This is a genomic window from Ruminococcus sp. AF17-12, from assembly GCF_003479245.1.
In the GTDB taxonomy this organism is placed as follows: Bacteria; Bacillota; Clostridia; order Lachnospirales; family Lachnospiraceae; genus Blautia_A; species Blautia_A fusiformis.
In genome coordinates this window covers 229,740-255,008 of sequence record NZ_QUGY01000004.1, presented here as the reverse complement: position 1 = coordinate 255,008, position 25,269 = coordinate 229,740, and the positions used below count along the sequence as shown (strand labels likewise).

Below are 25,269 nucleotides of genomic sequence, written 5' to 3'. Positions count from 1 at the left end.
ATCCCTGCTTTCCGTCAGCCTTCTACGATCATATATTTTCCGTCCGGGAGTTTAAATACTTCGCTTTCTTCTTCCAGCTCCTTCAGGGAAATCCCCTCCACATCTGCGCCCATTCCATCCAGATATTTTTTAACATCCTTCAGGGAATCCAGCACAACTGCCATGCAATCCTCTAGAAATTCCTCTGCCTCCTCAAAATCCTCTGCTACCGGCTCATCAAAAAGCTGACCCTGTTTTTCCAGAAATGTCTGGACATATTCTTTCTTGTACATATTAAAGTACCTCCTTTATATCTCCGCCCGCCGCGATCAGTCTGCGAAGTACTGGTTCCACCTTCTCTGTCTCGTAGAAAGCCGCCGCCTTTACCCCTGGCTTCGCATGCTTCATGGCAAAGCTGTATTTTACAGATTTCATCATTTCAATATCATTGTATTCATCCCCGAACGCTATGCATTCATCCGGTCCGATTCCCAAAAGTTCCTGGTATTTACGGATCCCTTTTGCTTTGTTCGTGGTAAATGGAACAAAATCCACCCACGCAAATCCGGATGTCACAACAGTACATCTGTCTTTGAACCGTTCTCTCCAGTACCGGATGGATTCCTCCGTCATTCCTTCTCTCTCATAAACTGCAACCTTCATACAAGGCTCTGTGATCTCATCAAAACTCTTTATGATCTTACACTGATTTTTTACTTCTTCGATCATCAGATGGCGATAATGTTCTGTCTTGGGCATGATATAATAAAAATCCTTTGTAGAACAGGAAAATTCCGCTCCGGGCTTTTCCCATATTGCCTGAATGATCTCTCTGACCAGTTCTTTGTCAAAGCTGTCGCAGTACAGAAGCTTCTCATTCTGGACAGCAAGCCCGCCATTTTCACTGATAAATGCCATCTCGTCCTTTACCGGCGCAAAAAGATTCCTCATATTGGCATACTGTCTGCCACTGGCTGCCACAAAGAGGATTCCCATTTTTTTCAGTTCCTTTACCAGCGGAAAGATCTCTTCCGGCAGCGTCTGTCTTCCACCGATAAGCAGCGTTCCATCCAGATCACTGGCAACCATCTTAATCATGCTGCTTCTCCTCATAAATAGTAAACAGATCACCAGGTACAGCTGCTACAATATTTGCACCGTTATTTTCAAGTTCTTCTCTGTCACGGAATCCCCATAGTGCACCAACGGTATACATTCCGGCAGCACTTCCTGTCTGCATATCTGTCTTTGTATCTCCGATATACATACATTCTTCCGGCTTTACGCCGAAATCTTCTGCAATCTTCAGCGGACCATCCGGTGCCGGCTTTCTGCGGATCCCTTCCTGCTGTCCCATCACCTCATCAAACAGATCGCCATAGATCGCCTTTACCACTTTCTGCGCCGCAACATGAGGCTTATTGGAGCATACAGCCATCTTAAGGCCTGTATGTTTCAGCTTCTGAAGGGTTTCCGGCATATCTTTATATGGCACAACTTTATACAGCGGATCTTCATCAAATTTCCTGCGATAAAGTTCCCTGACTTCTTCGTAGTGTACCAGCTCCGGATCTCCTGCATCGATCAGGCATCTTCTGATCAGCATATCTGCACCTTCACCGCTGTAATAACGAAAATTATCTGTCGGCTGTGGTTTCAGGGAAAACTTTTCCATGATCTCATTCGCCACATATGCCATAGATTCCAGTGTATCCGCAATTGTTCCATCCAGATCAAATATACAAGCTTTTATCATTTTGTCTTTCATCCTCTCAGGTTCATTCCCAGTTTTTTTGTCTCATAGATCAGTCTTGCCACAGGCAGTCCCACCACGTTGTTATAATCACCACGGATTCCCTTCACATAGGCTCCCCAGGCGCCCTGGATCCCATAGCTTCCGGCTTTGTCCATTGGGTCTTTGCTGTTTACATATTCCTTTATTTCTTCCTCTGTCACCGGATAAAAGCTCACATCTGTGCACTCATGGAAGGTATGAGCTTTCCATCTCCCTTTTTCTCTTATCAGCAAAGTTACACCGGTATATACCTGATGTGTATTCCCCTGCAGCATAGCGAGCATCTCTATTGCAGCTGTCTCATCTGCCGGTTTACCTAAAATCTTACCCTCATAAGATACAACGGTATCTGCACCGATCACAACCACATCTCTCAGATCTCGGTTCTCCTCTTCCTCCAGCGCGTATGCCGTAAACATAGCTTTCTGACGAGAAAGTTCCTCCACCACTTTCGCAGGCTCTGCACTGGTAATCCGTTCTTCCCCGCTGGCAGGCTTCACTTCAAAGGCGACTCCTACCTGGCTTAAAAGTTCCCGCCTCCTGGGAGATGCGGAAGCAAGCACGATTTTCTTCATGTGTAATTCCTCTCTTTCCTGTGTTATCAGTATAACCGTTTCTGTAAATGGGCGCAACCGAAATCGTTGCAGGAGCATTTTGTACTTATCCATTTATTCCTGATGACGATAAAACAAAACAAGCAGTACACCCTGATACCTGTTCACGGTGTACTGCTGTCATATGTTTCGTATTCTTTTTGACAGTTTTTATGCTTTCGGTAATTTGAAAGAGCTCTTCAGAGATACAATGCGGTTAAATACCGGTGCTCCCTCCCTGGAGTCATGGATATCTGCGCAGAAGAAACCGTTACGTACAAACTGATAGCTGTCATAACCTTTTGCTTTCAGAAGCTCCGGCTCTACATAAGCACTTGTTACTGTAAGAGAATTCGGATTTACATTAAGAGAACCATCTTCTTTATTGTAAACACCTTTTTCTTCATCTACGATATTCTCGTAAAGTCTTACCTCAACTTTACCTGCATTGGATGCTTCCACCCAGTGGATCGTTCCTTTTACCTTACGTCCGTCCGGTGCATTTCCGCCCTTGGTTTCCGGGTCATAGGTACAGTGGACTACACGGATCGTTCCGTCGTCATCTGCCTCATAACCTGTGCAGGTTACAAAATATGCATTCATAAGACGAACTTCATTTCCAATATAGAGACGTTTGTATTTCTTAGGAGGCTCTGCCATAAAATCATCACGTTCAATATAAAGTTCTCCACTGAACGGGATCTTTCTGGTTCCAAGTTCCTCATTCTCCATATTATTCGGAGCTTCAAGATACTCAACCTGTCCTTCCGGATAGTTATCGATCACGAGCTTGATCGGATCAAGAATCGCCATCATACGCGGACGTTTCAGCTTCAGGTCCTCACGGATGCAGTACTCGAGCATTGCATAATCTACAGAACTGTTCGCCTTTGAAACACCACAGAGTTCTACAAATTTACGGATAGACTCCGGTGTAAATCCACGGCGGCGAAGTGCGGCGATGGATACTAATCTCGGATCATCCCATCCATCTACGATGCCGTCCTCAACAAGCTTCTTGATATAACGTTTACCTGTAACAACGTTAGTCAGGTACAGCTTTGCAAACTCGATCTGCTTCGGTGGGTGCGGATATTCCAGTTCCTTTACCACCCAGTCATAAAGCGGTCTGTGGTCCTCAAACTCCAGAGTACAGATAGAATGTGTCACACCCTCAATGGCATCCTCGATTGGATGGGCGAAGTCGTACATCGGATAGATGCACCATTTATCTCCTGTATTGTGATGTGTCATGCGGGCTACACGGTAAATGACCGGGTCACGCATGTTCATATTCGGTGATGCCATATCGATCTTGGCACGGAGAACCTTCTCTCCATCTCCGTATTTGCCCTCACGCATCTCTTCAAAAAGCTGAAGATTCTCTTCTACAGTACGGTTTCTGTACGGGCTCTCTTTACCTGGCTCTGTAAGAGTTCCTCGGTACTCACGGATCTGGTCTGCAGTCAGGTCGCAGACAAAGGCCTTGCCTTTCTTAATAAGCTTCACTGCTGCCTCATACATCTGATCAAAATAATCAGATGCAAAGAAAAGTCTGTCTTCCCAGTCTGCACCAAGCCATTTCACGTCAGCCTTGATGGACTCTACAAATTCGGATTTCTCCTTTGTAGGGTTGGTATCATCAAAACGGAGGTTGAATTTTCCGTTGTATTTCTGAGCCAGTCCATAATTTAAAAGAATGGATTTCGCATGTCCGATATGAAGATAGCCGTTAGGTTCCGGTGGGAAACGTGTATGCACGGTGTCATAAACGCCTTCTTCAAGATCTTTGTCTATAATATTTTCAATAAAGTTTTTGGAAACTGTTTCGTTCTCCATTGCTTTCCCTCCTAAATATCATCCTGATGTTTTATCTTATCATAAATCCGGAGTTTTTGAAACCCGCAAAACCTGTATCTAAACAAAAAATTGTCTGTTTTCAGACACAAAAAAAGCTGCTGACGGGAATCGAACCCGTGTGTAACATGCTATTTTCCTTTATTTATGCGCTTTTGCGGGTTTCACTTATGATTACCTTTGATTACCTTTTTCATAAAAAATTCATACACTTATTATTTTGAAATCTGGTATGTTGCTAAGAATTTCTTTTTTTCGATCTATGGAACGCCTATTTTTATGGTAATATCCCTCTGTACATTTAATATCTGTATGTCCCATCAGATCAATAACCATTCTTTCATCCACGTTGTTGTCAAGAAGAATACTGGCAAAAGTTCTTCTCGCCTTATGTGGTGACTTCGGCTTAATATGTATTTGCTTACATGTTCGTTCCATTCTCCGCCGTATTACATTTGTCGTCATTCGTTTACCTTTTTCATTTACAAAAACATACTCCTGTGTTGGATTACATCTTTTAAGTTTTTGAACAACCCATATATAATCTTCCGGAACAATCACTGTTCTAACACCAGCCTGTGATTTTGGAAATTCTTTTACCCGATAATCATATTTACCTTTTTCGATAAACACTCTTGTTTCTGTACGTCTAATTTTAATAGTATTGTTATCAAAATCTGAAAATTTTAAAGTAACCAACTCACCAACTCTGATCCCCGTGAGAAACATCAACAAGATTCCTAGATTAACCACGTCTAGTCTATCCTCTAAGCATTCTATATAACGTGGCAATTCATCTTCATTGAATACCACTTCATCATCTTCCTTTATTGTTCTCTTAAAGATAGAATCTGAGGTATCTAAATCTTGAAGCATCTCTTCCGGACTCCAATCAATAAGTTTTCTTTTTTTCGCCCGTTTCAGAAATCCTCTTGTTATTGTTTTCAAATTAGAAAAGGCTTTTGCTGTAAGATTATGTTCTGCTATTTGAATCTCAAGAAAATCACTAAATTCATCCGGTGCAACATATCTTATTCTTCTTTTTCCCAGTTTTTCATAATGCCGCTCATATATCTGACAATTTCTTTGATGCGTTGGAGCAGCAATTTTCCCCAGCTGTAATCGCCTGTCGTTCCACTCTTCAAACACTTCCTGAATTGTTGGATTTTCTGCTTCTTTTCTGTAATATTTAGCAACTTCTTTCTTGATATCTTCTTCAGATGTTCTCTTTATCAGTTTCCGGCCATTAGCCTTCGTTTTGTCTGGAAGATATGTTCTCCACTTTCCGTCCTTTCCTTGCCAGATTTTGTACGGGTGCTGCTGTAAGTATTTATCTCTTTCAGCCATTTCTTTCATCTCTTGCACATATGACAAGTCAATAATATCATTACTCTGGATGTATTTCAACATTCCCATCGCCATCTCAGGTGTCATATTTTCAACCATATTACCCATTATTTTTTTCTCCTTGTATTCCAATTATTCACTATTTTGTTCCACCAAAAAAAGAGCATCCCAGCTCTTACATGACATATTCTTACAGCCGGTCCAGCTAGAGTTTTCTTCTCACTGCTACCGCTACTTCCGCCGCTGCTGCCATCCTGTCACGTTCCGGGAATGCTCTTTACATCTGTTTTGTTCTTCCTTCGTATAATTATTCGCATCCTTCCAGATTCTGTTTCAGTATCTTTCCTACATCCAAAACATGTGCTTCCGCTTCTATATCCTCCACATTGTCCGTTATTGTTGTCGTGTACATGATTGCTTTTCCTCCACTTACATTACAATCATATAAAGCTGCCATTAGCAACACCTGAAACTGTTCCTGTGAAAGCTGGAAAGATGGACAGTCCGCATTTTTTATCTTCTCTTCCATCTCTTTGTTATGATCTACGTCCGTTTTGCTTGCGTAATACGTCAGATTTTTATGGATTTCCCGGGGCAGCAGCTGTAAATTGTCCGCACGGTTGCACTCTTTTCCTTCACTTGGCTTATACTGGTTCTTTTTCCTGATATGGTGGATCTCATTGTCATCAGATCCGAACTCATTTTCTAGGAAACAGTCACTCATTACCCGGTACATGCTAACGTGCTTATTGTGTTTCTGTCCTGCAACTTTGTACTCATAATACCAGTCCTGTCCCGTCCGGCTGCCGTCCTTATTCTTTGCCCCTGTGTACCTGTGGTTTGGTTTCACTACCTTGATCTTATTACCATATGCAGAAAACAGATAACCTTTGTTGGACATAAACCAGTACGCTGGGTATGGTTCCTTACATTGGACGATCTGCTCTCCTTCCTGCATAACATAATTAAATGTATTCATCATCAGATCATCAAATTTTTTACTGTATTCTTCTCTCGTATATTTCTTATATTTTCTCATTTTATTTACTCCTTTTTATCCTTTTTATAAACAATTTTTCTCATAAAATAAGAGCACCTGTAACTGGTACAGATGCCCTCATACTTTCATATTTATCTGAATTTCTTAAACTCTTTTGCAAGCTGCTTGTCGTGCTTATCAAGCTCTCCACGGATCACTTTTTTCAGCTCTGACATGTCGTTCACGTCCACACCATTTATCACGAACTGATACTCATTATTCATGGTAACTTCCTGTCTGGCTGGTACTTCTTTTATGTTTGGACTTCCTGCATTCTGCATAACATCCGTAAACTCCTGCATGATCGCTGTTGCTGGCCTCAGAATCTTTGTAAAATCCTGCGTCAGAACCGTTTCTCCCGGCTTGGCTCCAATGAATCCCGTATCACCATTTTTCATGATCGCATCTCCCAGAAGCGTTCCCATAGTTGCCGGGATCAGGTTTCGGATCACTCCACCCTTGGAGAATCCAAATGTCTGAAGCTTCTTGACCATAGCGTTCTTCTTTTTGGTGTCCCACTTGCTTACATTCTTAGCGTCCTTGTACCCCAGAATTGAAGCTGCCTTTATAATGTTTGCATTGCTGGCTTTCTTACCTTTCTTTGCCAAGTGCTTCACAAGCGGATCTTTGATCTTCTCAATTTCTGCATCACCGCCTGTATAAGTTGGTAATGCTCCATACCATTTCTTCAGCTCTACTTCTTTCTTGGTGTTCGCCTTTACGGTATTGGCGTTCTGTCCGGTTGACATGTTCAGGACACGGTTTTTCTCTTCTGTGGTAAGAGTATATTTCTTACTCTTGGCTGTACTGTTCACGATCTTGGAGTTTTTCGTTGCATCCTTCAGTACAGACACATTTAAGCTTACCGCCTTACAATATCCGCCAGCTCCCTGAACTTTGATTACTGTTTTCCCGGCCTTTAATCCCTTCAGGGTAATACTGTCTGCTGCCTGTGTGATTTTCACGATTCCTTTTGCAGATGCCGTACAGTTAAAATTCTTATTGACTGCGGTTGACGGACTGAAACTTACCTTTACCGTTGCTGTCTTTCCCACGTTCACAACAACAGATTTCGGACTTAATGTAAGTTTCTTCAGGATTTTATTCTGTGCATCTGTGGCAGCATTTTGTATTACCTTGTCCGCAGCAGTACTTCCGGTCCCTGTAGAGCCAGAAACCTTTGTGTCTTTGATTCCTGTTACTGCTTTGTCTGCTTTCTTCTTATCCGTCTGTTCATTCTTCAGGTTGGAATCCTTGATGTTATTCTGAAACTGATCCGAAACCTTCAAACCTGTGTCCGCAATGATCTGGTTGATCTCTGCATAAGCATCCTTATATTTCTGCTTTGTGGTTTTCAGCATCTCTTCAATAACAGCGGTCTGCATCTGAGAGTTGGATTTCACTGCATTTAAGGTACTGTCCAGTGCTTTGTCAGCCTGATCGGTAAGGTTATCATAGCCCTTGGATATCAGATCAATTTCATGATCGTGTTTGGTATCTTCCAGATCTTCCTCTTTTTCTGCAAGATCCGCCTTTAACTGTTCCAGCTTGGCCTTACTCTCTGCTTCCGCCGTATCTAACTCAGCGGTTACTTTTGCTCTAAAGTCCTCAGCCATTATCTTACTCCTTATATAATAAGAAGGACTGCCACCACAGACAGTCCCTCGATCATAAATTCATTATTAATATTCATTATAATTCAATCGTGATTAATCAAGAATTTTTATATCAGATCAATCAGGTTGCAAACACATCTCTTTATATCTTCTTTCTTCTCGTAGTGTTCCTGTTCTTCCAGATCTTTTTCCATATCTGCAACATCCAGATCATAACTCAATCCATCCAGAATCTTATATAAAGCATACTCATTGATCTGTTCCGCAAGAACCTTACATACACGCTTACGGTCTGTCTCCGTAAATTCATCCCAACGGTTCACCATATCCGTAAAGATTTCATCGGTGGCCATCTCAAGATCAAAGTATTTGTCTGCAATTTCATCCATAGTCATTATTTTATTTGTCATAATCTTAATCTCCTTATATTCCTATATAAAATCTGTAAAATTATCAGTTAAAATCTATATAAAAAAATCAGTTCTACAATCCCAAAATCAGGAAAACCTGCTGCCGAAAGATTCCTGTATGTGCCGGGGAACCTGATTCATCGTCCGTGACCAGAATCCTCCATTACCAAGCAATCCTCCATCCTCAGCATAGTTATAAATAGTCTGTGTATCTCTTCCAGAAGGAGAATATCTGTGCCCGGTATTCAGCCGGATTTCCCCGGAAGATACAGAACCACCGCCAGAAAACTCACTCTCAGGAGACATACGCAATGTCCCGGTACGTGTATATCTTCCTTCTGAAGAACTGTAAAACTGATCTGTATTCATAAATAAATCATCCATAGAAGCGTCAATTACTTCTGCTGTAGCTTCCGCAACCTCCTGTTGAAGTGCCAAAACCAAACCACTCCAAGATGTAAATGTGTTACCCATAGTGGCAATACCTCCAATCATATGTAAAAACAAAAACCTGATCCATTATGCTACATCACCCGGATTAGAACCAGAAATATCCGTATTATCCTGATTAATAGGTACAATCGTATCTGAAGAAGCTGTAATATCTGAAGGACCCGGATCAGTAGAAGAATCAGACACAGGATCAATAACTGAATCAGAATCCGTAATATCTGTAGAAACCATATCTGAAGAAGAATCAGTCAATCCAGAATCAGCCAGATCAGGACTATCCAAACCAGAATCTACAGTATCTGGATCTGGATCAACCCTAGGAACAAAAGTATTCTCGGGAACCCCACAGATATAAGCACAAACTTTTTTAACCTCATCCTTATTACAATTATAAATGCCACCTGTAAACTCCTTAACCATTTCTATAAAAATTTCTTTGTAGTCAAGTTCATCATTATTAATATGCTGTCTATAAGTACGAGCAATAATACCCAGCATCTCATTATCAGGTATCCTTCCATCAAATCTAAGATCCAATTTCCGTATATCTTTTTCAATCCATTCTGCTGGCCATTCTGGTGCAACAGGCAAGCGCAAGCGCGCAGCGTCAGCGGAGTTACCAGGAGCGTTAGCGACCATATCAAGCGAAGCGTCCGAAGCGTCAGCGTCCATGTTGACCGTAACGGTGTCCCGGCTACCTACGGAGTGGTACTGGTACCGTTCGGTACTATTAATATTATTATTAGTATTATAATTAGCATTAGTATTAGTACCTGTACCGTACTGCCCGTCAGTGCTTGATTCTGGCACGTTTTCATACTCACTTTCGCTCTCATCTGTAACGGTACTGCCATCAGGTTTATACTCGGTACCGCCTATGATAATGTTAAAGTCAAACACCTCTTTGTACTTGCCTTCCCTGAAGTTTTTCAATGCGGCACTGACGGTACTCTTACTACAGTGTACCGCTGATGCGACCTTACTTTGCGAGATGCCCGGGTTATCACGTACTAATTCAATGATTGCCTTGGTACGTTCTGTATTTTCTCCGAAACCTCTGGATCTTCTCTTCTGCGATGAATCAATCGTTTCCAGAAGAGTTTCACCAATTAATAGCATAAGCTCATCATCTATGATAGGCTTTTGATCCAAACCATAATCTATGATTGCCTCATAATAATCTGCTGCCATTTTATCTCCATATTTCTCACGGATTCTTTTACCTTGTGTACGGTATGTATTGAAAAATGTGAAGCATTTGCTTCTATCAAACTGCTTATTATCACTCATAATGATTCTTTCCTCCGACTCTCTTTTTATTCCTACTTATTCCGTATGTTATCTTTGTTTTTGATATGTTCATTTAACGCAGCGCATAATTCTGGTGTTGCTTCAAATATGAACACATTCAGGTTTGGCATACATCTGTTTGGCCTTATATTTATGACCGGGAAACCTTCATTCCTTAACATCCACGCAATCCTCTGGCTACGTACTGCCTTTGTTTTGCATTGAGTTTTCTGCTCTCTCTGATTTTTCATTTCTTTTTACCTCTGCTTTCTGATTATTTCATTTTTTTCAGCTTTTTCATGTCATTCTGCACTAATGTCAAGATGTAATCCTTTAATGTCATGTTGCGTAATGCAGAAAACATCTTGATTTCTCTGTGGAGATCTTGGTCAACCTCTATAGAGATTCTTCTTTTCTTACTCTCTTCTGCCATGATTTTCACTCTCCTTTCTGCACATATTGTTCTAATCTATGATAAAAGTTATTTTCCTCATATAGCGGACGTTACTGCATTGCCCGAAAAGCCTTATTCTATCAGTGTTTCAGGCCAATATTTTTTTCGAATTCGTGCATTTTTGCACATATGAACTTTTGTTTCCCTCATATACCACACGCATTTGCATCTGCAAAAAATCCAGTAACCATAAGGGTTAAATGAAGAAAAAAATATTGAGAGCGTGTAAATTCCGCCGGGAAATCAAAAGTTGATTCCCTCATATACCGGACGAATTTACATCTGCGATATTCCTTGTCTTTTAAGGTTTTTTCAGTGATATTTTTTTTGAAACCGTGTCGATTTGCTCTGAAAAGTTTTTTCTCTCATATAGCGGAGTAAATTGCACTTCTGATTTTTCCTTATTCTACAATGCTTTTCTGAGGATATTTTTCCAGATATTCTTACTTTTTCTGGTTCAGAAGTTCACCATCCCTCATATACCACACGCTAAACGATTACCGATTTTCATTGTAATATAAGGGATTTCTGCTGATTTTTTTCTTGAATTTCCGTAAATCTGATTTCAAAAGTTATTTCCCTCATATAGCACACAAAACGACAGCTCAAATTTTTGGTGTTTTATATGGGATTTTTAACGATATTTTTTTTGAATTTCGTACTTTTTCTACCACAAAAGTTCATTCCCTCATATAGCGGACGAATTTGCATCTGCAATATTCCGCATAAATAAAGGACTTTCTGCTGATTTTTTTCTTGAATTTCTGCATTTTTATCCAACCCAGCTCACTCTCCGCAGCGTCCCGACCTCACCCGTCACAGTGGCCTTCAGAGCGTCTGATAGCTCGTACAGGACGCTTTATCCATCCCGGCGAGGAAGTCTCCATACAGCACCTCTGATCCGTTCCTGATCGAATACGTGTCCTAGAAGCCCATAGTTCAATCCGATCATAAAGTCACTAAAAAATTCAATCTCAGTCCATTATATAGGAAATTTCTCTTCTTTCTGGCGGTCACAATCTGTTGATACAGCCAGTACCAGCCACATAAATTCCAGTCCATGTCAGGCTCTTTCTCCGGTCACAGTGGACTTTTGACGGACCGAGTAACGCTATTACTCCAACTGCTGCCATCATCCCTGAATCAGATCACTCTCAGACCTGCTCCTGATACTCTGCTTACCCGGCACGTTTGCTTACCTTGATTTGTGGACTGTAGCTCACCTGATAGCTCTGTAATCTATCCTAACTGATCCGGCGGAGAAGTTATCGTCTGACATAGAACCCGGCTTACAGGTCTATAAGACGCTCACAGGGCAGCACTTATTTACAGATCAGAAAACACTGCTGCACTCTCAAAATTTTCTGCTCGTTTTTTTGAATCTAGTTTCTTCCTATATAATGTAATCATTCTGTAAAGTTGGAAGCACCCCGGGACGGTCGGACATAAAAAAAGAACGTACAAGATCTGTGTCTCTCATACGTTCTGTAAACATTAAAATCATTTTTTCGTCTTTTCTTCAGATTCTGCTTCGCGTATTTTAGCAAGTGCCTTTTCTCTTGCTTTTTCTTTTGCAGTCCTCTTGTTCCGCTTTTCTATGAATTCTATCATTTCTTCATCGTCAGCATATACCTCTTCAACCTGAGTTCTCAGCTGCTCCATCTCTTCCTTATATTCCTGCATCAATACCATTTCTTTAAACATCTGTCTGAAGTAATTGAGCAATATCAGCTTTTCCACCGGAGCCAGCTTTTGACTATACTCTTTCAGATCAAGGCATCTTCTTCGTACTGATTGGTAAATGGATTCCACCACAACTCTGCGGAACTTTCTTTGCAGCTGCCACTTTTTGTTAGCATTTTTCTTAAAGGTCATAATATAATCCATGTTAATCTCTATTCGGTTATATCTTCTACTGACACGATGGATCACAGAAGGTCACATCACACCACTGGCAGCATTCAACCGTTTTTGGGGCTACACCTTCCACCTAATGCAAGAGGACGAGATCACCAATGATGAATACAATCAGGTACAGCTTGAGTACCTTCAGGAGATCATCGACCGTTTTCTTCCTAGCACCACATATCCGCAGGACGTTATTCCAACATTGGAAGCTATGGAGCCGCTGCACAGATGGGACACTCTGTTGAATTTTATCTTCAATGAGACACCTGTGCAATACGACATTGAAGATCAGGAAGGAGAACACCGATCATGAGCTGGATGTATTACAACAAAGAAACTGAAGAAACCTGTCTGCGTGGCTATATTTCAGAACTTTCCTGTTTTCATGCTGTAGTCATGGAGGATCACACATGGAAGATCATCAGTAAGACCAGTACAAAAACTGGCAACAGCAAGACCAGACAGAAACAGTTCTTTGAGGATCTTACTACTCTTCTGAATGCTCAGGAGGAAAAGCGTCCGGTTATGGAGCATCAGAACGACTATATCCTGCACATTGAACTTTCCGCAGACGAAACCAATGCAGTTATCAGTTTACAGAGAAAAGGTAACTATGAGTTTGTTTTCAGGAATGAGATCATTTCTCTTAAGAAAATCGGCAATCAGAATAAATAATCAGGAGGTACTACACTATGAGTTGGAAACACTACGATCCTAAAACCAAAATCTGCGAATACAGAAGTCTGTCACGTGTACTTTGTGATTTTGACACCGTAGTCATGGACGAAGATACATGGAACGCTATTAAAAAAGCATCTCTTCCGACATTTCTGGATAACCTTAAAAAGCTTCTGGACAGCTACTCAGATGAAGAATTTATGCTGACAATCAGATACTTTTACATCCTGCACATTGATCTTGCAGAAGCTTCCAATACTGCACTGGTCAGTTTGCAGAGAAACCGTGGCTATGAATTTGTCTTTAAAGATATTCCTGTTTCATTTGCAGAAGAGAAAAAGGAGGTATAACACTATGGGATGGATACATTACAATACAGAAGCTGGACGTTGTGAAGCTTGCGTAACTTTACCAAGCGAACTTGAAGGTTTTCATGTTGTCATGAAGGATCACACATGGTATGACGTAATCCGTAATCCCTACGAACGCCAGCACCGTGTAAATAAATTTCTGGATGGTCTAAAGGATCTTCTTGATACACTTGCTGAAAAGGAACCGGATATCTATTATCACAAAGCCTACATCCTGCATATTGATCTTACAGAGGATGAAAAAACAGCTCTTGTGAGTATACAGAGAACTCGTGCTTACGCTTTCATCTGTAAAAACATTCCGATTCCATTTGTATAATCTTCTCTCCTGCTGCCGGGTTCACTCTCTGGCAGCAGGATTTCCAAGGCAATAGAATCCATCAGAAAGGCGGTATCAATTATGAGGAACTACGTACTTGCGGAAAACAGACCTTATACAGCTTGTCCCATCTGGAAAAAAGATCTCAGAAAGCTTATGACTGATTTCTGTATACCGGAGCCAACCATTGACCAGATCATTTCTCAGACCGAACAGGAAGCGAAACCAACAGAAACAGCTCGACAGGTTTATAACCGTGCATGGCAGAAATTCCGTAAACATCTGCTGACAAATTAGTGGTAAAAGTAAGGTAGTATGCAAAAAGTAGTAAAACCATTACCATTTCAGGCTCCAAGGCAGTCTTATTACAGTGTCATTTTAAGGGAGCCTTAAATTTACTACAGGAAGGGAACATCATGAACAGATATTTTGGTTACGCAAGAATCAGCACACCACAGCAAAGCATTGAAAGGCAGATCAGGAATATCCTTGCTGCATATCCACAGTCTGAGATTATCCGAGAAGTTTTTACCGGAACGAAATTTCAGGGACGAAGAGAATTTGAAAAGCTCCTGAAAAAGCTCAACGCAGGTGATACCATTATCTTTGATTCTGTTTCCAGAATGTCCCGTGATGCAGAAGAAGGTTTTACCATGTATGAGGATCTTTTCAGCAAAGGAATTAATCTTGTATTCCTGAAGGAACCACACATAAACACAGAAACCTATAAAAGTGCGCTGCAAGGTGGCATCCCAACTACAGGAACCGACATTGACTGTATTCTGGAAGGGATCAACAAATATTTGCTCCTGCTTGCCAAGGAACAGATCAGGCTTGCTTTTGAACAGTCAGAAAAAGAGGTTCAGGATCTCAGGCAACGTACTAAGGAAGGAATGCAGACGGCAAGGCTTTCCGGTAAACAGATTGGACAGGCTTCAGGTTCAAAGCTTGTAACAAAGAAATCCATTGCAGCAAAAGAAATCATCCTGAAGCATAACAAAACGTTCGGCGGATCACTCAACGATCTGGAAACTATTACTCAGGCTGGGATCACAAAAAAGACATTCTATAAATATAAGAAGGAACTGCTCTCTGAGATGATAGAGCAAACGGATCAGCGTTGAATGTTTTGCTGCAATCCGTTATAATGAGAGCAGGAACCTTACTTATTAAGAAGGGAGCGTGAAAATATGCCATTACTCAAAGAAGATACTTATACTATAGAAGATATATATGCACTTCCAGAGGGAGAACGTGCCGAACTGATTGACGGACAAATTTATTATATGGCTCCGCCCAATACAAGACACCAAAGAATCAGTAATTTCCTAAGTTGGACGATCACTAATTACATTCACGCCAACAAAGGACAATGTGAAGTATTTGCTGCCCCATTTGCTGTTTATCTGGATGAATCCACGAACACATACGTTGAACCGGATATCTCTGTTATCTGTGATCCAAACAAGCTGAATGATAAGGGCTGCAATGGTGCTCCTGACTGGATTGTTGAGATCGTTTCTCCTGCAAGTAAACGGATGGATTATTATACCAAGCTCTTTAAGTACAGAACGGCAGGTGTAAAAGAATATTGGATTGTTGATCCTGACAAGAGCAGAATTATTGTATACAATTTTGAACAATCAACAATGGACGAGTATTCCTTTACGGATTCTGTTAAGGCTGGAATCTATAATGATCTGCTGATTGATTTTAATGTGTTAAGTTTTTAACATAGTCATGTGCTGACTATCCTCAAAATTGACGCTTTTCTGAAAAATAAAAGTTGGCGTAAACCCTTGTTCTATATAGGGAATCGCCAACTTTTTTATTGTGTCTCTGATGAAATTTTGAATTGCTACAGACTGCATATGGAATAACGCTGGATCATACTGATCCATCCTGATTGTAAAAGGATAATGTAATTCGGTCTGAAAAAGCTTGTATCTGGCAGCAGGAATTACTTACAGTGAGGAATAATACTGTAATCTTCTGCTCAAATGGTAGCTCAAAAAATTGGTTATCGTACTCATATTCTGTGGATGTATACATATGAGTGCTCGCTCATATGTCAAGAATTTGTCAATCTCACCAATTCGTCACCAACCAAGCACATCTTATTCCGCTCACCTAGCACATTCACCACAGCCCCGATTTAACAATATTCATCTCGGATTCTTCTATCTTCCAGTCCTCAGATTTTATCCCAACCGTCCTACCCGATCCAGCATCTCACCACCACAATCCAGTCCCTGATCCACCGCAGCTCCCTCTCACCCTCAGCACATCCATTTCTCCCTGATCTTCCCTGCACTTTCTACAGATCTGACCTTCTTTTCATCCTCTCTGAATCGACCTTACCGGAGCAACAACGGCTGCACGATAACTTAAGCTTAATACAACCTGCTGCCGTTTGCTCTTTCCGGTGATTTTCGGGTCGATTCTGTTCAATTCCAGTGATCGAATTTTACACCACTCAGGACGAATAAACTGAGTGTTTTAACGGATTTTCCGATAGACTAACCGACAAAAATTTTGAGGGTAACAATCGGAATAATCGGTGTGATTGCTGGGAAAATTGGAAATATGTTCACATCATCATTCCTATAATTAAAAAACTTTTTGTTCTTCCATAAGATTCAAATTGTGTTTGAGCATGTAAAAGATATACTTTATGAAATGGGACGGGGTCAAGTTTTTTACATATATCATTTGGTGAAATAATGGTATATATTCTTTTTTCACAATCTGGATTCTCTCGATACAACCTATAGCATTCTTCAGCAACACCACCTGTATCAGTTTCATTTGTAATCGTATAATTTTTTAGATTTGTTATTAAAACTCCTGAACGTTCCCATTCTCTCAAATTTATAAAATTTCTCATAATAATAAGATATCCTATATTAGTATCTAAAAATAAATAGTCTTTATCCGAATGCTCAAAGTCACTCATTGCTTTTTTTGTACTGCCATATATATTTTTTAACATACTATTTTGTGATGTAATCCTTCTTGTTAATTGAAGAATGTTGAGATCAATCATGTTCTCATAATGTTCTATAGCTTCTATTTTTTTTTGCAAAGTATTCTTTACTTTTTGATGTAATTTTAACAGATTTTTAAACTCTCCATTCTCAACATTTTCCACAGACATATTATCTAACATTTTTATTAGTTTATATTTATTAAGTGAATTCTTTTGAACATCATCCATACATTCATTCGAAACAGTTATATACCAATCTATATAACTATCTTCTTTATGCTTTAAAGATAAATATTCACTGTAATAATCATTACTTTCTTTTTCAATTTTTTTCAGTTCTTCAGTATATATTTCCTCTTGAAGTTCTGTAAATGACATTTTCCCCATATTATTCTCTCCCCTTGTTATATTACTTTTACTTCTTAATGTACTTATTAATGATTCTCTTCTCCAATGTTTTCCCTGAATCCCGATACCATGGCAGAATCGTTCCGCAATATTCTTGTACTCTCATGGAGTATATCTCACCGCATACCATAAATACAATTAATCCAATCGCAGCAATCAGTCCTCCGTTGGCCACAATACATAATAGCAGACATGGCACAACCCAATACCAGTTATATGAGAAATGACACCATTTCACCAGCCATTCTTCACTCATCATGTCAAATCGCTTAATCTCATCCTGAGATAAAGAAGTCTTTGGAGGATTTGCAGCTGCCTTGCGTCTCATTAATTCAGCATAACCAACCGTTGGTTCGTCCGGGCTGGTATATTTCTTAACATCCTCTTGCATCTGCTTTATTCTGCGTTCTTCCTCTTCTTTCTTCCTTCGCAAACTAGGACTATTCCTATATTTAAACTCCTCATATGTGTTCCTGATTAACTGATCCATCTGCGGTGGACTTGCTGCTTGAGTACAGATTCGATTATAAATATATTTCATTTCTTCAAGCTCTATATAAGCTTTAGGTACACTGTAACGTTCATAATAATTTTGCATACTTTCTGTTTGACGTTTTGCTGATTTTATCGCATCTTTTACATATCGCACATAGTTTTCGTAATGTTCTTTATTTGTTATTATATGATCTCCGAACTGAGCAATACATTTACACTTTGCATTTGCCTCTTCAGGAGTAAAATTATTAACAATATCCTCACACTTTTTAATAAGATCGTCTGTAGAATCTGCATACTCCTTATAATTCTGTACGTCTTTAAAACTCATAATCATAAGTTTGTCTCCTCCTTCCTCCTGTGTGTGCTTTCTGATTTTAGCTTTAATTTCAAAAATATTCTGAATTTATTTTTAGGTGTAAAAAAAGATACACTATACCTGTGTATCAAATAATCACTTCTTTCAAAATATTCAATAAAAATCTAATAAAAAATTACATACTATCTCTAAACGTTCAGCACATACTTTTACTTTTGGTTGCCGTACTGGGAACCGGTGTTCTTCTCTATGACATGACTTAATAATTCTCAACATGGTATATCACGAGCGCAATACACACTACTATCTTCACGAGCGCAAAGATAAAATACATTTACTGATTATTTTCCAAGACTTTGTAAGGTACGCTTACAGCACATTTCTTCTGTAATCGCTTTAACCATAGCACCGTTGATTGGAGTTGTAAAGAAAATTTATATATTTCAGCACTTCTTCTAAAAACAGATTATAATTTTCAGTAATTATTGCCAAATGTCAATGAGGGCGTTTTTAGTTCATTTTGTTCTAGTGGATAAAATTTTATCCTCTAATTTTCTGTTGCGAACATACTTTCTGACTGTTATAATGACATATAGGTGTTGCCATAACGGTAGGCGGTTAGTCCTTCAACGGAGGGACTGTGACCCTCTGATTACATAGAAACCCGTCAGGGAATCCACTGGAAAGGAGGGCTAAGCCAATGAGTATTGTAGATTTTATTGCAGTAGTGAGCTTCGGCTTAACCTGCTTTAGTATCGGATACACATTCGGTAAGGATAATAATAAAACACAAAAATAGCCGCCCACGTCTGGTAAACTGAAGCGACTATCTTTGATTAACTAACATATACTGGGACTAACCGTCTATCGGTAACACCCTTTTTCTATGATTATATTAACACGCATTTGCGTAAATGTCAAAAATATTCTTGACTACAAAAGCTCTTAATCCTCAAAAAATTCCTTATAATCCACATTGAATAATTTCTGCAAGGCTTTAAGATCACTGGCTTTTATGTTTCTTCTGCCCGATTCAATATTTGCAAGTGTACTTCTGGACATACTGCTCCCCATTAACTGTAACTGACCTACTACATCAGCCTGTGTCATGTTCTTTTTCATCCGTATATTCTGGATATTTCTACCTATTGGAACGTCCTGTAAAATCCACTGCATAAGATATACTCCTGTGACTAATTAGTAACTTTTGTATTGAGTATATCTGGAAAACATGATATTATTGTCACTAGATAGAAACAATCGTATCAGAGAGGAATACAAAATCATGGATATTATAGATCAGCTTTACAACTCACATGTAAGTGCAGCCACACTGGACGCTCTGGACAAGTACCGTATACATAAAGATCAGGCTTTACATGGTTATCATGCTCTTAAAGAACAGCTCACAGACGCTCAGGCTGCTGCCTTGGATCAGGTCATGGACGAGAACCTTAACCTTTTGGCAGACGAATTGGAGCAGAATTTCAGAAATGGTTTCTGTCTTGGAGTGAAGATGATGTGTGAAGTGTTCGGGAAAGATGTATAAGTATGCTATAATGTATAAAAAAGCTGACCCGTCAAATCGACGGTGCAGATCAATAAGTATTGTTAAAATAACAACACCTATTTCTACGTTGCAATTTCAAAGGTCGGGAAACACGACTTTTAATTTCTAACCTGTCCCCTGAATCAGGGTAATGGTTTTATGAATTTACTCCAATTACACCAACCACAACTACGGCTTCCCCATCTTCTTCCGCTTCTCAGTGTGAGCTCTTCAACAATCCAGAGTTCGGAGATCTGAGATGTATTGAGAAAGATGGAGAACCATGGTTTGTGGGGAAAGATGCGGCTGCGGCGTTAGGATATACGGATACAGCAAAAGCAATAAGAGCGCATGTAGACGCTGAAGATAAGCAAATTATCAAGGTGGACGAAATGGCCACCTTGGATGTGAAAAGCAATTTTGGAATGACCATTATTAACGAATCCGGTCTCTACTCTCTCATCTTCGGCAGCAAGCTTGAGAAAGCCAAAGCATTCAAACACTGGGTTACATCTGAGGTATTGCCGTGTATTAGAAAACATGGTGGATATATCTCAAGTACCAAAATGATAGTCGAGATATTAAATATTCTCGCAGCAAATTCTTAAATCAGGGATCTGCTCTTTTTTCGACCTTGTAATTCGTCCTATAATCCGTTTTTATTTTTCAAGCGAACAAATCCTCGTCTTAATACTTTCAATCCCTTTACAGATCAAATACGTGCTCACAGGGCAGCTATATATGCAAGTCCCGGTGAAGATATGAATAATAGCTGCTTTCAAAATAAAAAGTAAAAAAAGGCTCATGACTTGTCCGCAAACTGTACCGCTACAGTCTCGACTTATCATGAGCCTTGAAATTCGTCTCTTTCATCTCTTTTTACTATTCTATTATTTGTCATATGTGCAAGATTTCCTCCTGTTTTTATTTTGGTTTCAATCTCGTTTTAATTTTGTTTTTCACGAACTTTTGTTCTGATTACCTTTTTGATTACCTTTCGTCTTACCAAACTTCAAAAACCTTTTAGTTTTTGGACACAAAAAAAGCTGCTGACGGGAATCGAACCCGTGACCTCCGCCTTACCAAGGCGACGCTCTACCGACTGAGCCACAGCAGCTTGTTTCGCGACGTTTGTGCCGCTCACAGTTGTTTATATTATCAGATGATTGTCATATTGTCAATACATTATTTTTATTTTTTTAAAAATTCATATTTTCATGATTATAGCACAAAAAATCCTGTGTGCTGTCGCTCACAGACACAGCACGCAGGATTCTCTTTTTACTCTTCTGTCTTTGTCTCTTCTGCTTCTGTCTCTTCTTCCGCTTCGGCCTCCGATTCATCATCTGCAGGTGTTTCCTCTTCTGCTTCTGTTGGTGCCTCTTCAGCATCCTCTGCCTCTTTGGAAACTTCTACAGTCTCAGATGCAGTCTTGTCCCAGTCCTGGAAGACTTCTTTCTCTTCTTTTTCTTCCTTCTTCTCGTCATCCTTGAAATCATCAAGATCTTCGAAATCATCCTCAAAGTCTTCTTCGCATACAGATCGTCTGGATACAAGTGCTGCGATAGCTCCTGCTGCGGCAGCGGTAAGCGCTCCTACTGCAACAAGTCCCCAATATTTATTGATCTTTGCCATAATTTGGTCTCCTTTCTTATTCTGCTCCTTATGAATATTATTTTAATACTTTTATATTCAAAAGGAAAGAGGTATTTACTCTTCTCAAAAATAGCTTTTAATTTTCCCACGGATCCTCTGCAGTGCATTATCAATGGATTTCGGTGTTTTTCCAAGGATCCGGGCAATATCCATATATCCATTTCCATCCAGATACAACTGCAGTACCCTGTTTTCCAGAGGGCTCAGGCTCTTTTTCATTTCATTTTCGAGAGCCGCCACATTTTCCCGGTCGATCAGGATCGATTCCGGATTATCATGCTCCACACAGGAATCTCTGAAGTTTTCCTCCGCCTCTCCGTCGCTTAAAGACACATACGTGTTCAGTGGCTGATGTTTCTGGCGGTTTGAACTTTTAATTGCAGTATATATCTGTCTGTCAATACATATATTTGCAAAAGACTGAAAAGACGCTTCCCTGTCTGGCTGGTAATCACGGACTGCCTTAAACAGTCCGATCATCCCCTCCTGTATCAGATCATCTGTGTCCCCACCTATCAGAAACATGGCACGGGCCTTTTTTCTGACCAGACCTTTATACTTTTCCATCAGATAATCTGCAATTGCAGATTCCCCTGCACGAAGTCTTTCGATAAGAGCTTCATCCGTCATCTCATTATATCGGCACATTTTTTCTCCGAACAGCTATGGCTGTATTTGATGTATTTATTTTGACAGTCTCTGTCTCACGATTTCAAAAGCAAGCACCCCTGCTGCTACAGAAGCGTTAAGGGAATCGATATCCCCTTTCATCGGGATCGCAGTAGTAAAATCACATTTCTCTTTTACAAGGCGGCTTACACCATTTCCCTCATTTCCGATCACAAGGCCAATAGGTCCTGTCAGATTCTGACGGTACATCACCTCTCCGTCCATATCTGCACATACGAACCAGATGCCTTTTTCTTTCAGTTCATCAATAGTCTGTCCCAGATTAGCAACCTTGGCAACCGGTGTATAATTCAGTGCGCCTGCCGACGTCTTGGCAACCGTAGCAGTCAGTCCTACTGCTCTGTGTTTGGGAATGATCACACCATGAGCACCTGCGAGATTTGCGGTACGGATGATAGCTCCCAGATTATGAGGATCCTCAATATTATCAAGAAGAATGATAAACGGAGGCTCTCCTTTATTTTCTGCTTTTTTCAGGATATCTTCCACTGTAGAATAATCATAAGCCGCAACCTGTGCGATCACACCCTGATGTGCACCTGTCTCGCTCATGGAATCCAATCGTTCCTTTGGAACAAATTTTACAATGGTATCATGTTTTCTGGCTTCTCTTGCGATGGTGCGGACCGGTCCGTCCTGACAGCCATCCAGAATAAACAGTTTATCAACACATTTACCGGAACGAAATGCCTCAAGGACCGCATTTCTTCCTTCTATCATTTCAGTCAATTTAAACTTCCTCCTTCTCAAGTCCTGCATGGACCAGCTCCAGTATCCTTGAAAAATCCTCTTTCAGGTAAAGATATCCCATCAGCGCCTCAAACCCTGTGGCACGCCGGTAATCCGCCATGGTGGCATGTTTGGCCATGGTAGCGGAATGCGCATTCCTTCCTCTTCGATATACACTTTTTTCTTCTTCTGTCAAAAGTGGTTCGAGGATCTCCATCATACCCGACTGCGCAGATGCTTTTACAAGGCTGCTAGCTTTTTTGTGGAGACGATTTACCGGACAATTCGCTTTTTTCACAAGAATAGTACGGATCACCAGCTCATAAACACCATCCCCGATATAGGCCAGCGTCAGCGGCGAATAGGTCCGAAGGTCTGCGTCTTTCAAATCAAACAGCTCTTTCAGTTTCTTTAAGCTCTCTGCCATTTCACACCTTCTCTTGTATCTTTAAGGATGATACCTTTTTTCAGGAGCTCATCTCGGATCTCATCTGCTCTCTTGAAATCCTTTGCCTTTCTTGCAGCCTGGCGCTCCTGGATCAGATCCTCGATCTCTTTGTCAAGAATCTCTTCTTTTTTCTCGATTTTCAGTCCCAGCACATCACTGAGCTTAAAAAGTTCCTCATAAAGACCACCGGCAAACTCCCTTGAGCTGTTCTCGTCTACGTTTGTGTTGGCAAATTTTACAAGCTCAAAAATTGCCGCAAGTGCATCTGCAGTATTAAAATCATCATCCATGGCAGCTTCAAATTTGGTAACAAAACCTTCTGCTTCTTTGAGAAGCGCAAGCTCTTCCTCTGTAATATTCTCTGCCGCCCCATTGTCTTTACGGTCGCTGAGCTTGCCTGCCGCCTCAAGGATACGCTCCAGAGAGTTCTTTGCTGCCTCCATCAGATCTGCGCTGAAGTTCAGCGGACTTCTGTAATGTGCGTTCAGCATAAAGAAACGGAGAACCTGAAGATCATACTGTTCACCGATCTGACGAACGGTACGGAAATTTCCGAGAGATTTGGACATCTTGCGGTTGTCGATGTTCAGGAAACCATTATGCATCCAGTATCTTGCAAAAATCTTACCATTGCAGCACTCACTCTGTGCAATCTCATTCTCATGATGCGGGAAGATCAGATCCTCACCGCCTGCATGGATATCAATCTCTTCTCCGAGATATTTCTTGGACATAACAGAGCACTCAATATGCCAGCCAGGACGTCCGTCGCACCACGGTGACGGCCAGGACGGCTCGCCCTCTTTCTTTGGTTTCCAAAGCACGAAGTCTAACGGATCTTCCTTCTGATCCTCACCGGATACCTTAAGAGAACGGAATCCTGACTGGAGATCATCCAGATTCTTATGAGAAAGCTTGCCATACTCTTTGAATTTCTTTACACGGAAATAAACGGTCCCGTCAGCTGCCGGATATGCATATCCTTTATCAATAAGAGTCTGGATCATGTCGATCATGCCCTGGATCTCCTGTGTAGCCTGGGGTGCAGTTGTAGCAGGTTTTACATTCATATCTGCCATATCCTTCTTGCACTCTTTGATATAACGGGTAGAGATTTCCTCTGCGGAAACGCCCTCTTCAATGGCCTTCTTGATGATCTTATCATCTACATCGGTAAAGTTGGATACATAATTTACTTCATATCCTTTATATTCCATATATCTGCGCACCGTATCAAAAATGATCATAGGGCGGGCATTTCCGATATGGATCAGATTGTATACCGTAGGTCCGCAGACATACATTTTTACTTTTCCTTCTTCCAGAGGTACAAATTCCTCTTTTCTGCGTGTCAGTGTGTTAAAAATCTTCATGTTACTCTTCCTCCAATTTCCCGATTCTGTACAGGGAGCAGATCGCCTGTGAGGAGATTCCCTCTCCCTGTCCTGTAAATCCAAGGCCTTCCTCTGTGGTCGCCTTGATATTCAGCTGTGATATTTTAATCCCTAGTGCTTCTGCGATATTTTCTCTCATCGTCGGAATATGTGGTGCCATCTTCGGTTTCTGAGCGATGATGGTGGCATCGATATTTCCGATCGCATAGTCATTCTCCTTCAGTAATCCGGCAACATGCACCAGAAGTTTCACACTGGAGATTCCCTTATATGCAGGGTCTGTATCCGGAAAATGCTTTCCGATATCTCCAAGAGCCGCAGCTCCCAGAAGTGCATCCATGATCGCATGGATCAGAACATCTGCATCCGAATGGCCCAAAAGACCTTTTTCCCAGGGAATATCAACACCACCAAGGATCAGTTTCCTGCCCTCTGTCAGTTTATGTACATCATATCCCATTCCTACTCTCATCAAACCGTTCA

The 25,269-nt window shown here is 40.7% G+C and carries 31 protein-coding genes and 1 tRNA gene; 9 read left to right on the top strand and 23 right to left on the bottom strand.

All coding sequences use genetic code 11. The features are described 5' to 3' along the window. Nucleotides 1-14: 14 nt before the first annotated feature. From DWW77_RS06335 to DWW77_RS06275, 13 genes are all read right to left on the bottom strand, one after another. Complete coding sequence (locus DWW77_RS06335; protein ID WP_015525887.1) at nucleotides 15-272, bottom strand: hypothetical protein; 258 nt, start codon at nucleotides 270-272, stop codon at nucleotides 15-17. Nucleotide 273: 1 nt separating this feature from the next. Then, nucleotides 274-1,077: a Cof-type HAD-IIB family hydrolase gene (locus DWW77_RS06330; RefSeq protein ID WP_021650974.1), complete on the bottom strand. Its 804-nt coding sequence runs from the start codon at nucleotides 1,075-1,077 to the stop codon at nucleotides 274-276. Next, on the bottom strand, nucleotides 1,070-1,735 hold the full coding sequence (locus DWW77_RS06325; RefSeq protein ID WP_118608314.1) for an HAD family hydrolase: 666 nt from the start codon (nucleotides 1,733-1,735) through the stop codon (nucleotides 1,070-1,072). The genes DWW77_RS06330 and DWW77_RS06325 overlap by 8 nt, the downstream gene beginning before the upstream one ends. A gap of 8 nt (nucleotides 1,736-1,743) precedes the next feature. Further along, nucleotides 1,744-2,349, bottom strand: a complete 606-nt coding sequence (locus DWW77_RS06320; protein ID WP_022426223.1) for a Maf family protein — start codon at nucleotides 2,347-2,349, stop codon at nucleotides 1,744-1,746. A 189-nt stretch (nucleotides 2,350-2,538) separates the two neighbouring features. Then, nucleotides 2,539-4,206 (bottom strand): glutamine--tRNA ligase/YqeY domain fusion protein, encoded by a 1,668-nt coding sequence (locus DWW77_RS06315; RefSeq protein ID WP_015525883.1) that lies wholly within the window; start codon nucleotides 4,204-4,206, stop codon nucleotides 2,539-2,541. 222 nt (nucleotides 4,207-4,428) lie between these two features. Continuing rightward, nucleotides 4,429-5,679: a tyrosine-type recombinase/integrase gene (locus DWW77_RS06310; RefSeq protein WP_286187993.1), complete on the bottom strand. Its 1,251-nt coding sequence runs from the start codon at nucleotides 5,677-5,679 to the stop codon at nucleotides 4,429-4,431. Nucleotides 5,680-5,878: 199 nt separating this feature from the next. Further along, nucleotides 5,879-6,610: a hypothetical protein gene (locus DWW77_RS06305; protein ID WP_118608300.1), complete on the bottom strand. Its 732-nt coding sequence runs from the start codon at nucleotides 6,608-6,610 to the stop codon at nucleotides 5,879-5,881. Between the two features lie 92 nt (nucleotides 6,611-6,702). After that, a complete protein-coding gene (locus tag DWW77_RS06300) occupies nucleotides 6,703-8,226 on the bottom strand; it encodes an Ig-like domain-containing protein (protein ID WP_118608299.1) in 1,524 nt (507 codons plus the stop codon). A 107-nt stretch (nucleotides 8,227-8,333) separates the two neighbouring features. Continuing rightward, a complete protein-coding gene (locus tag DWW77_RS06295) occupies nucleotides 8,334-8,636 on the bottom strand; it encodes a hypothetical protein (protein ID WP_118608298.1) in 303 nt (100 codons plus the stop codon). Nucleotides 8,637-8,723: 87 nt separating this feature from the next. After that, nucleotides 8,724-9,110, bottom strand: a complete 387-nt coding sequence (locus DWW77_RS06290; RefSeq protein WP_118608297.1) for a hypothetical protein — start codon at nucleotides 9,108-9,110, stop codon at nucleotides 8,724-8,726. 45 nt (nucleotides 9,111-9,155) lie between these two features. Next, complete coding sequence (locus DWW77_RS06285) at nucleotides 9,156-10,379, bottom strand: winged helix-turn-helix domain-containing protein (RefSeq protein ID WP_118608296.1); 1,224 nt, start codon at nucleotides 10,377-10,379, stop codon at nucleotides 9,156-9,158. A gap of 274 nt (nucleotides 10,380-10,653) precedes the next feature. Then, on the bottom strand, nucleotides 10,654-10,812 hold the full coding sequence (locus DWW77_RS17980) for a hypothetical protein (protein WP_173760814.1): 159 nt from the start codon (nucleotides 10,810-10,812) through the stop codon (nucleotides 10,654-10,656). A gap of 1,521 nt (nucleotides 10,813-12,333) precedes the next feature. Continuing rightward, nucleotides 12,334-12,720 (bottom strand): hypothetical protein, encoded by a 387-nt coding sequence (locus tag DWW77_RS06275; RefSeq protein WP_118608294.1) that lies wholly within the window; start codon nucleotides 12,718-12,720, stop codon nucleotides 12,334-12,336. On the opposite strand from DWW77_RS06275, the gene DWW77_RS06270 reads away from it, so the two are divergent. The 7 genes from DWW77_RS06270 to DWW77_RS06240 all read left to right on the top strand — a co-directional run bounded on the left by DWW77_RS06270 (nucleotide 12,719) and on the right by DWW77_RS06240 (nucleotide 15,842). Continuing rightward, on the top strand, nucleotides 12,719-13,054 hold the full coding sequence (locus DWW77_RS06270; protein WP_147419583.1) for a hypothetical protein: 336 nt from the start codon (nucleotides 12,719-12,721) through the stop codon (nucleotides 13,052-13,054). The genes DWW77_RS06275 and DWW77_RS06270 overlap by 2 nt on opposite strands. Continuing rightward, nucleotides 13,051-13,416, top strand: a complete 366-nt coding sequence (locus DWW77_RS06265; RefSeq protein ID WP_118608292.1) for a hypothetical protein — start codon at nucleotides 13,051-13,053, stop codon at nucleotides 13,414-13,416. The genes DWW77_RS06270 and DWW77_RS06265 overlap by 4 nt, the downstream gene beginning before the upstream one ends. Nucleotides 13,417-13,433: 17 nt before the next feature. Next, the gene (locus DWW77_RS06260; RefSeq protein WP_118608291.1) at nucleotides 13,434-13,769 is read left to right on the top strand and encodes a hypothetical protein; all 336 of its coding nucleotides are present in this window, start codon (nucleotides 13,434-13,436) and stop codon (nucleotides 13,767-13,769) included. A 4-nt stretch (nucleotides 13,770-13,773) separates the two neighbouring features. After that, the gene (locus DWW77_RS06255; protein WP_118608290.1) at nucleotides 13,774-14,109 is read left to right on the top strand and encodes a hypothetical protein; all 336 of its coding nucleotides are present in this window, start codon (nucleotides 13,774-13,776) and stop codon (nucleotides 14,107-14,109) included. A gap of 81 nt (nucleotides 14,110-14,190) precedes the next feature. Next, nucleotides 14,191-14,406 carry a hypothetical protein gene (locus tag DWW77_RS06250; protein WP_118608289.1) on the top strand — a complete coding sequence of 72 codons (216 nt, stop codon included), beginning with the start codon at nucleotides 14,191-14,193 and terminating at the stop codon, nucleotides 14,404-14,406. Nucleotides 14,407-14,525: 119 nt separating this feature from the next. Further along, complete coding sequence (locus DWW77_RS06245; protein ID WP_118608288.1) at nucleotides 14,526-15,233, top strand: recombinase family protein; 708 nt, start codon at nucleotides 14,526-14,528, stop codon at nucleotides 15,231-15,233. 66 nt (nucleotides 15,234-15,299) lie between these two features. Beyond that, on the top strand, nucleotides 15,300-15,842 hold the full coding sequence (locus tag DWW77_RS06240) for a Uma2 family endonuclease (protein ID WP_118608287.1): 543 nt from the start codon (nucleotides 15,300-15,302) through the stop codon (nucleotides 15,840-15,842). Between the two features lie 857 nt (nucleotides 15,843-16,699). Here the strand turns inward: DWW77_RS06240 and DWW77_RS06235 are convergent. The 3 genes from DWW77_RS06235 to DWW77_RS06225 all read right to left on the bottom strand — a co-directional run bounded on the left by DWW77_RS06235 (nucleotide 16,700) and on the right by DWW77_RS06225 (nucleotide 19,496). Next, nucleotides 16,700-17,485 (bottom strand): hypothetical protein, encoded by a 786-nt coding sequence (locus tag DWW77_RS06235; RefSeq protein ID WP_110103901.1) that lies wholly within the window; start codon nucleotides 17,483-17,485, stop codon nucleotides 16,700-16,702. Nucleotides 17,486-17,513: 28 nt separating this feature from the next. Further along, nucleotides 17,514-18,338, bottom strand: coding sequence for a hypothetical protein (locus tag DWW77_RS06230; protein WP_118608286.1), 825 nt, complete (start codon nucleotides 18,336-18,338; stop codon nucleotides 17,514-17,516). Between the two features lie 927 nt (nucleotides 18,339-19,265). Next, nucleotides 19,266-19,496, bottom strand: coding sequence for a helix-turn-helix domain-containing protein (locus tag DWW77_RS06225; RefSeq protein WP_118608285.1), 231 nt, complete (start codon nucleotides 19,494-19,496; stop codon nucleotides 19,266-19,268). 109 nt (nucleotides 19,497-19,605) lie between these two features. Here DWW77_RS06225 and DWW77_RS06220 point away from each other — a divergent pair, with 109 nt between their 5' ends. Together DWW77_RS06220 and DWW77_RS06215 are read left to right on the top strand one after the other, a co-directional pair. Next, complete coding sequence (locus tag DWW77_RS06220; RefSeq protein ID WP_110103902.1) at nucleotides 19,606-19,869, top strand: DUF6809 family protein; 264 nt, start codon at nucleotides 19,606-19,608, stop codon at nucleotides 19,867-19,869. A 173-nt stretch (nucleotides 19,870-20,042) separates the two neighbouring features. After that, nucleotides 20,043-20,477: a BRO-N domain-containing protein gene (locus DWW77_RS06215; RefSeq protein WP_118608284.1), complete on the top strand. Its 435-nt coding sequence runs from the start codon at nucleotides 20,043-20,045 to the stop codon at nucleotides 20,475-20,477. A gap of 436 nt (nucleotides 20,478-20,913) precedes the next feature. Here DWW77_RS06215 and DWW77_RS06210 read toward each other — a convergent pair. The 7 genes from DWW77_RS06210 to ispF form a co-directional block, all read right to left on the bottom strand. Beyond that, a tRNA-Thr gene (locus tag DWW77_RS06210) sits at nucleotides 20,914-20,986 on the bottom strand. Between the two features lie 164 nt (nucleotides 20,987-21,150). After that, nucleotides 21,151-21,504, bottom strand: a complete 354-nt coding sequence (locus tag DWW77_RS06205) for a hypothetical protein (RefSeq protein ID WP_059085171.1) — start codon at nucleotides 21,502-21,504, stop codon at nucleotides 21,151-21,153. Between the two features lie 84 nt (nucleotides 21,505-21,588). After that, a complete protein-coding gene (gene sigH / locus DWW77_RS06200; protein ID WP_118608283.1) occupies nucleotides 21,589-22,173 on the bottom strand; it encodes an RNA polymerase sporulation sigma factor SigH in 585 nt (194 codons plus the stop codon). A gap of 36 nt (nucleotides 22,174-22,209) precedes the next feature. Further along, nucleotides 22,210-22,935: a 23S rRNA (guanosine(2251)-2'-O)-methyltransferase RlmB gene (gene rlmB / locus DWW77_RS06195; RefSeq protein ID WP_243874521.1), complete on the bottom strand. Its 726-nt coding sequence runs from the start codon at nucleotides 22,933-22,935 to the stop codon at nucleotides 22,210-22,212. Between the two features lie 10 nt (nucleotides 22,936-22,945). Then, the gene (locus tag DWW77_RS06190; protein WP_022426226.1) at nucleotides 22,946-23,371 is read right to left on the bottom strand and encodes a Mini-ribonuclease 3; all 426 of its coding nucleotides are present in this window, start codon (nucleotides 23,369-23,371) and stop codon (nucleotides 22,946-22,948) included. Continuing rightward, nucleotides 23,356-24,765 carry a cysteine--tRNA ligase gene (gene cysS, locus DWW77_RS06185; RefSeq protein ID WP_021650981.1) on the bottom strand — a complete coding sequence of 470 codons (1,410 nt, stop codon included), beginning with the start codon at nucleotides 24,763-24,765 and terminating at the stop codon, nucleotides 23,356-23,358. Before cysS ends, DWW77_RS06190 begins: the two co-directional genes overlap by 16 nt. Nucleotide 24,766: 1 nt before the next feature. After that, the gene (gene ispF / locus DWW77_RS06180) at nucleotides 24,767-25,258 is read right to left on the bottom strand and encodes a 2-C-methyl-D-erythritol 2,4-cyclodiphosphate synthase (RefSeq protein WP_044961210.1); all 492 of its coding nucleotides are present in this window, start codon (nucleotides 25,256-25,258) and stop codon (nucleotides 24,767-24,769) included. Nucleotides 25,259-25,269 lie beyond the last annotated feature (11 nt).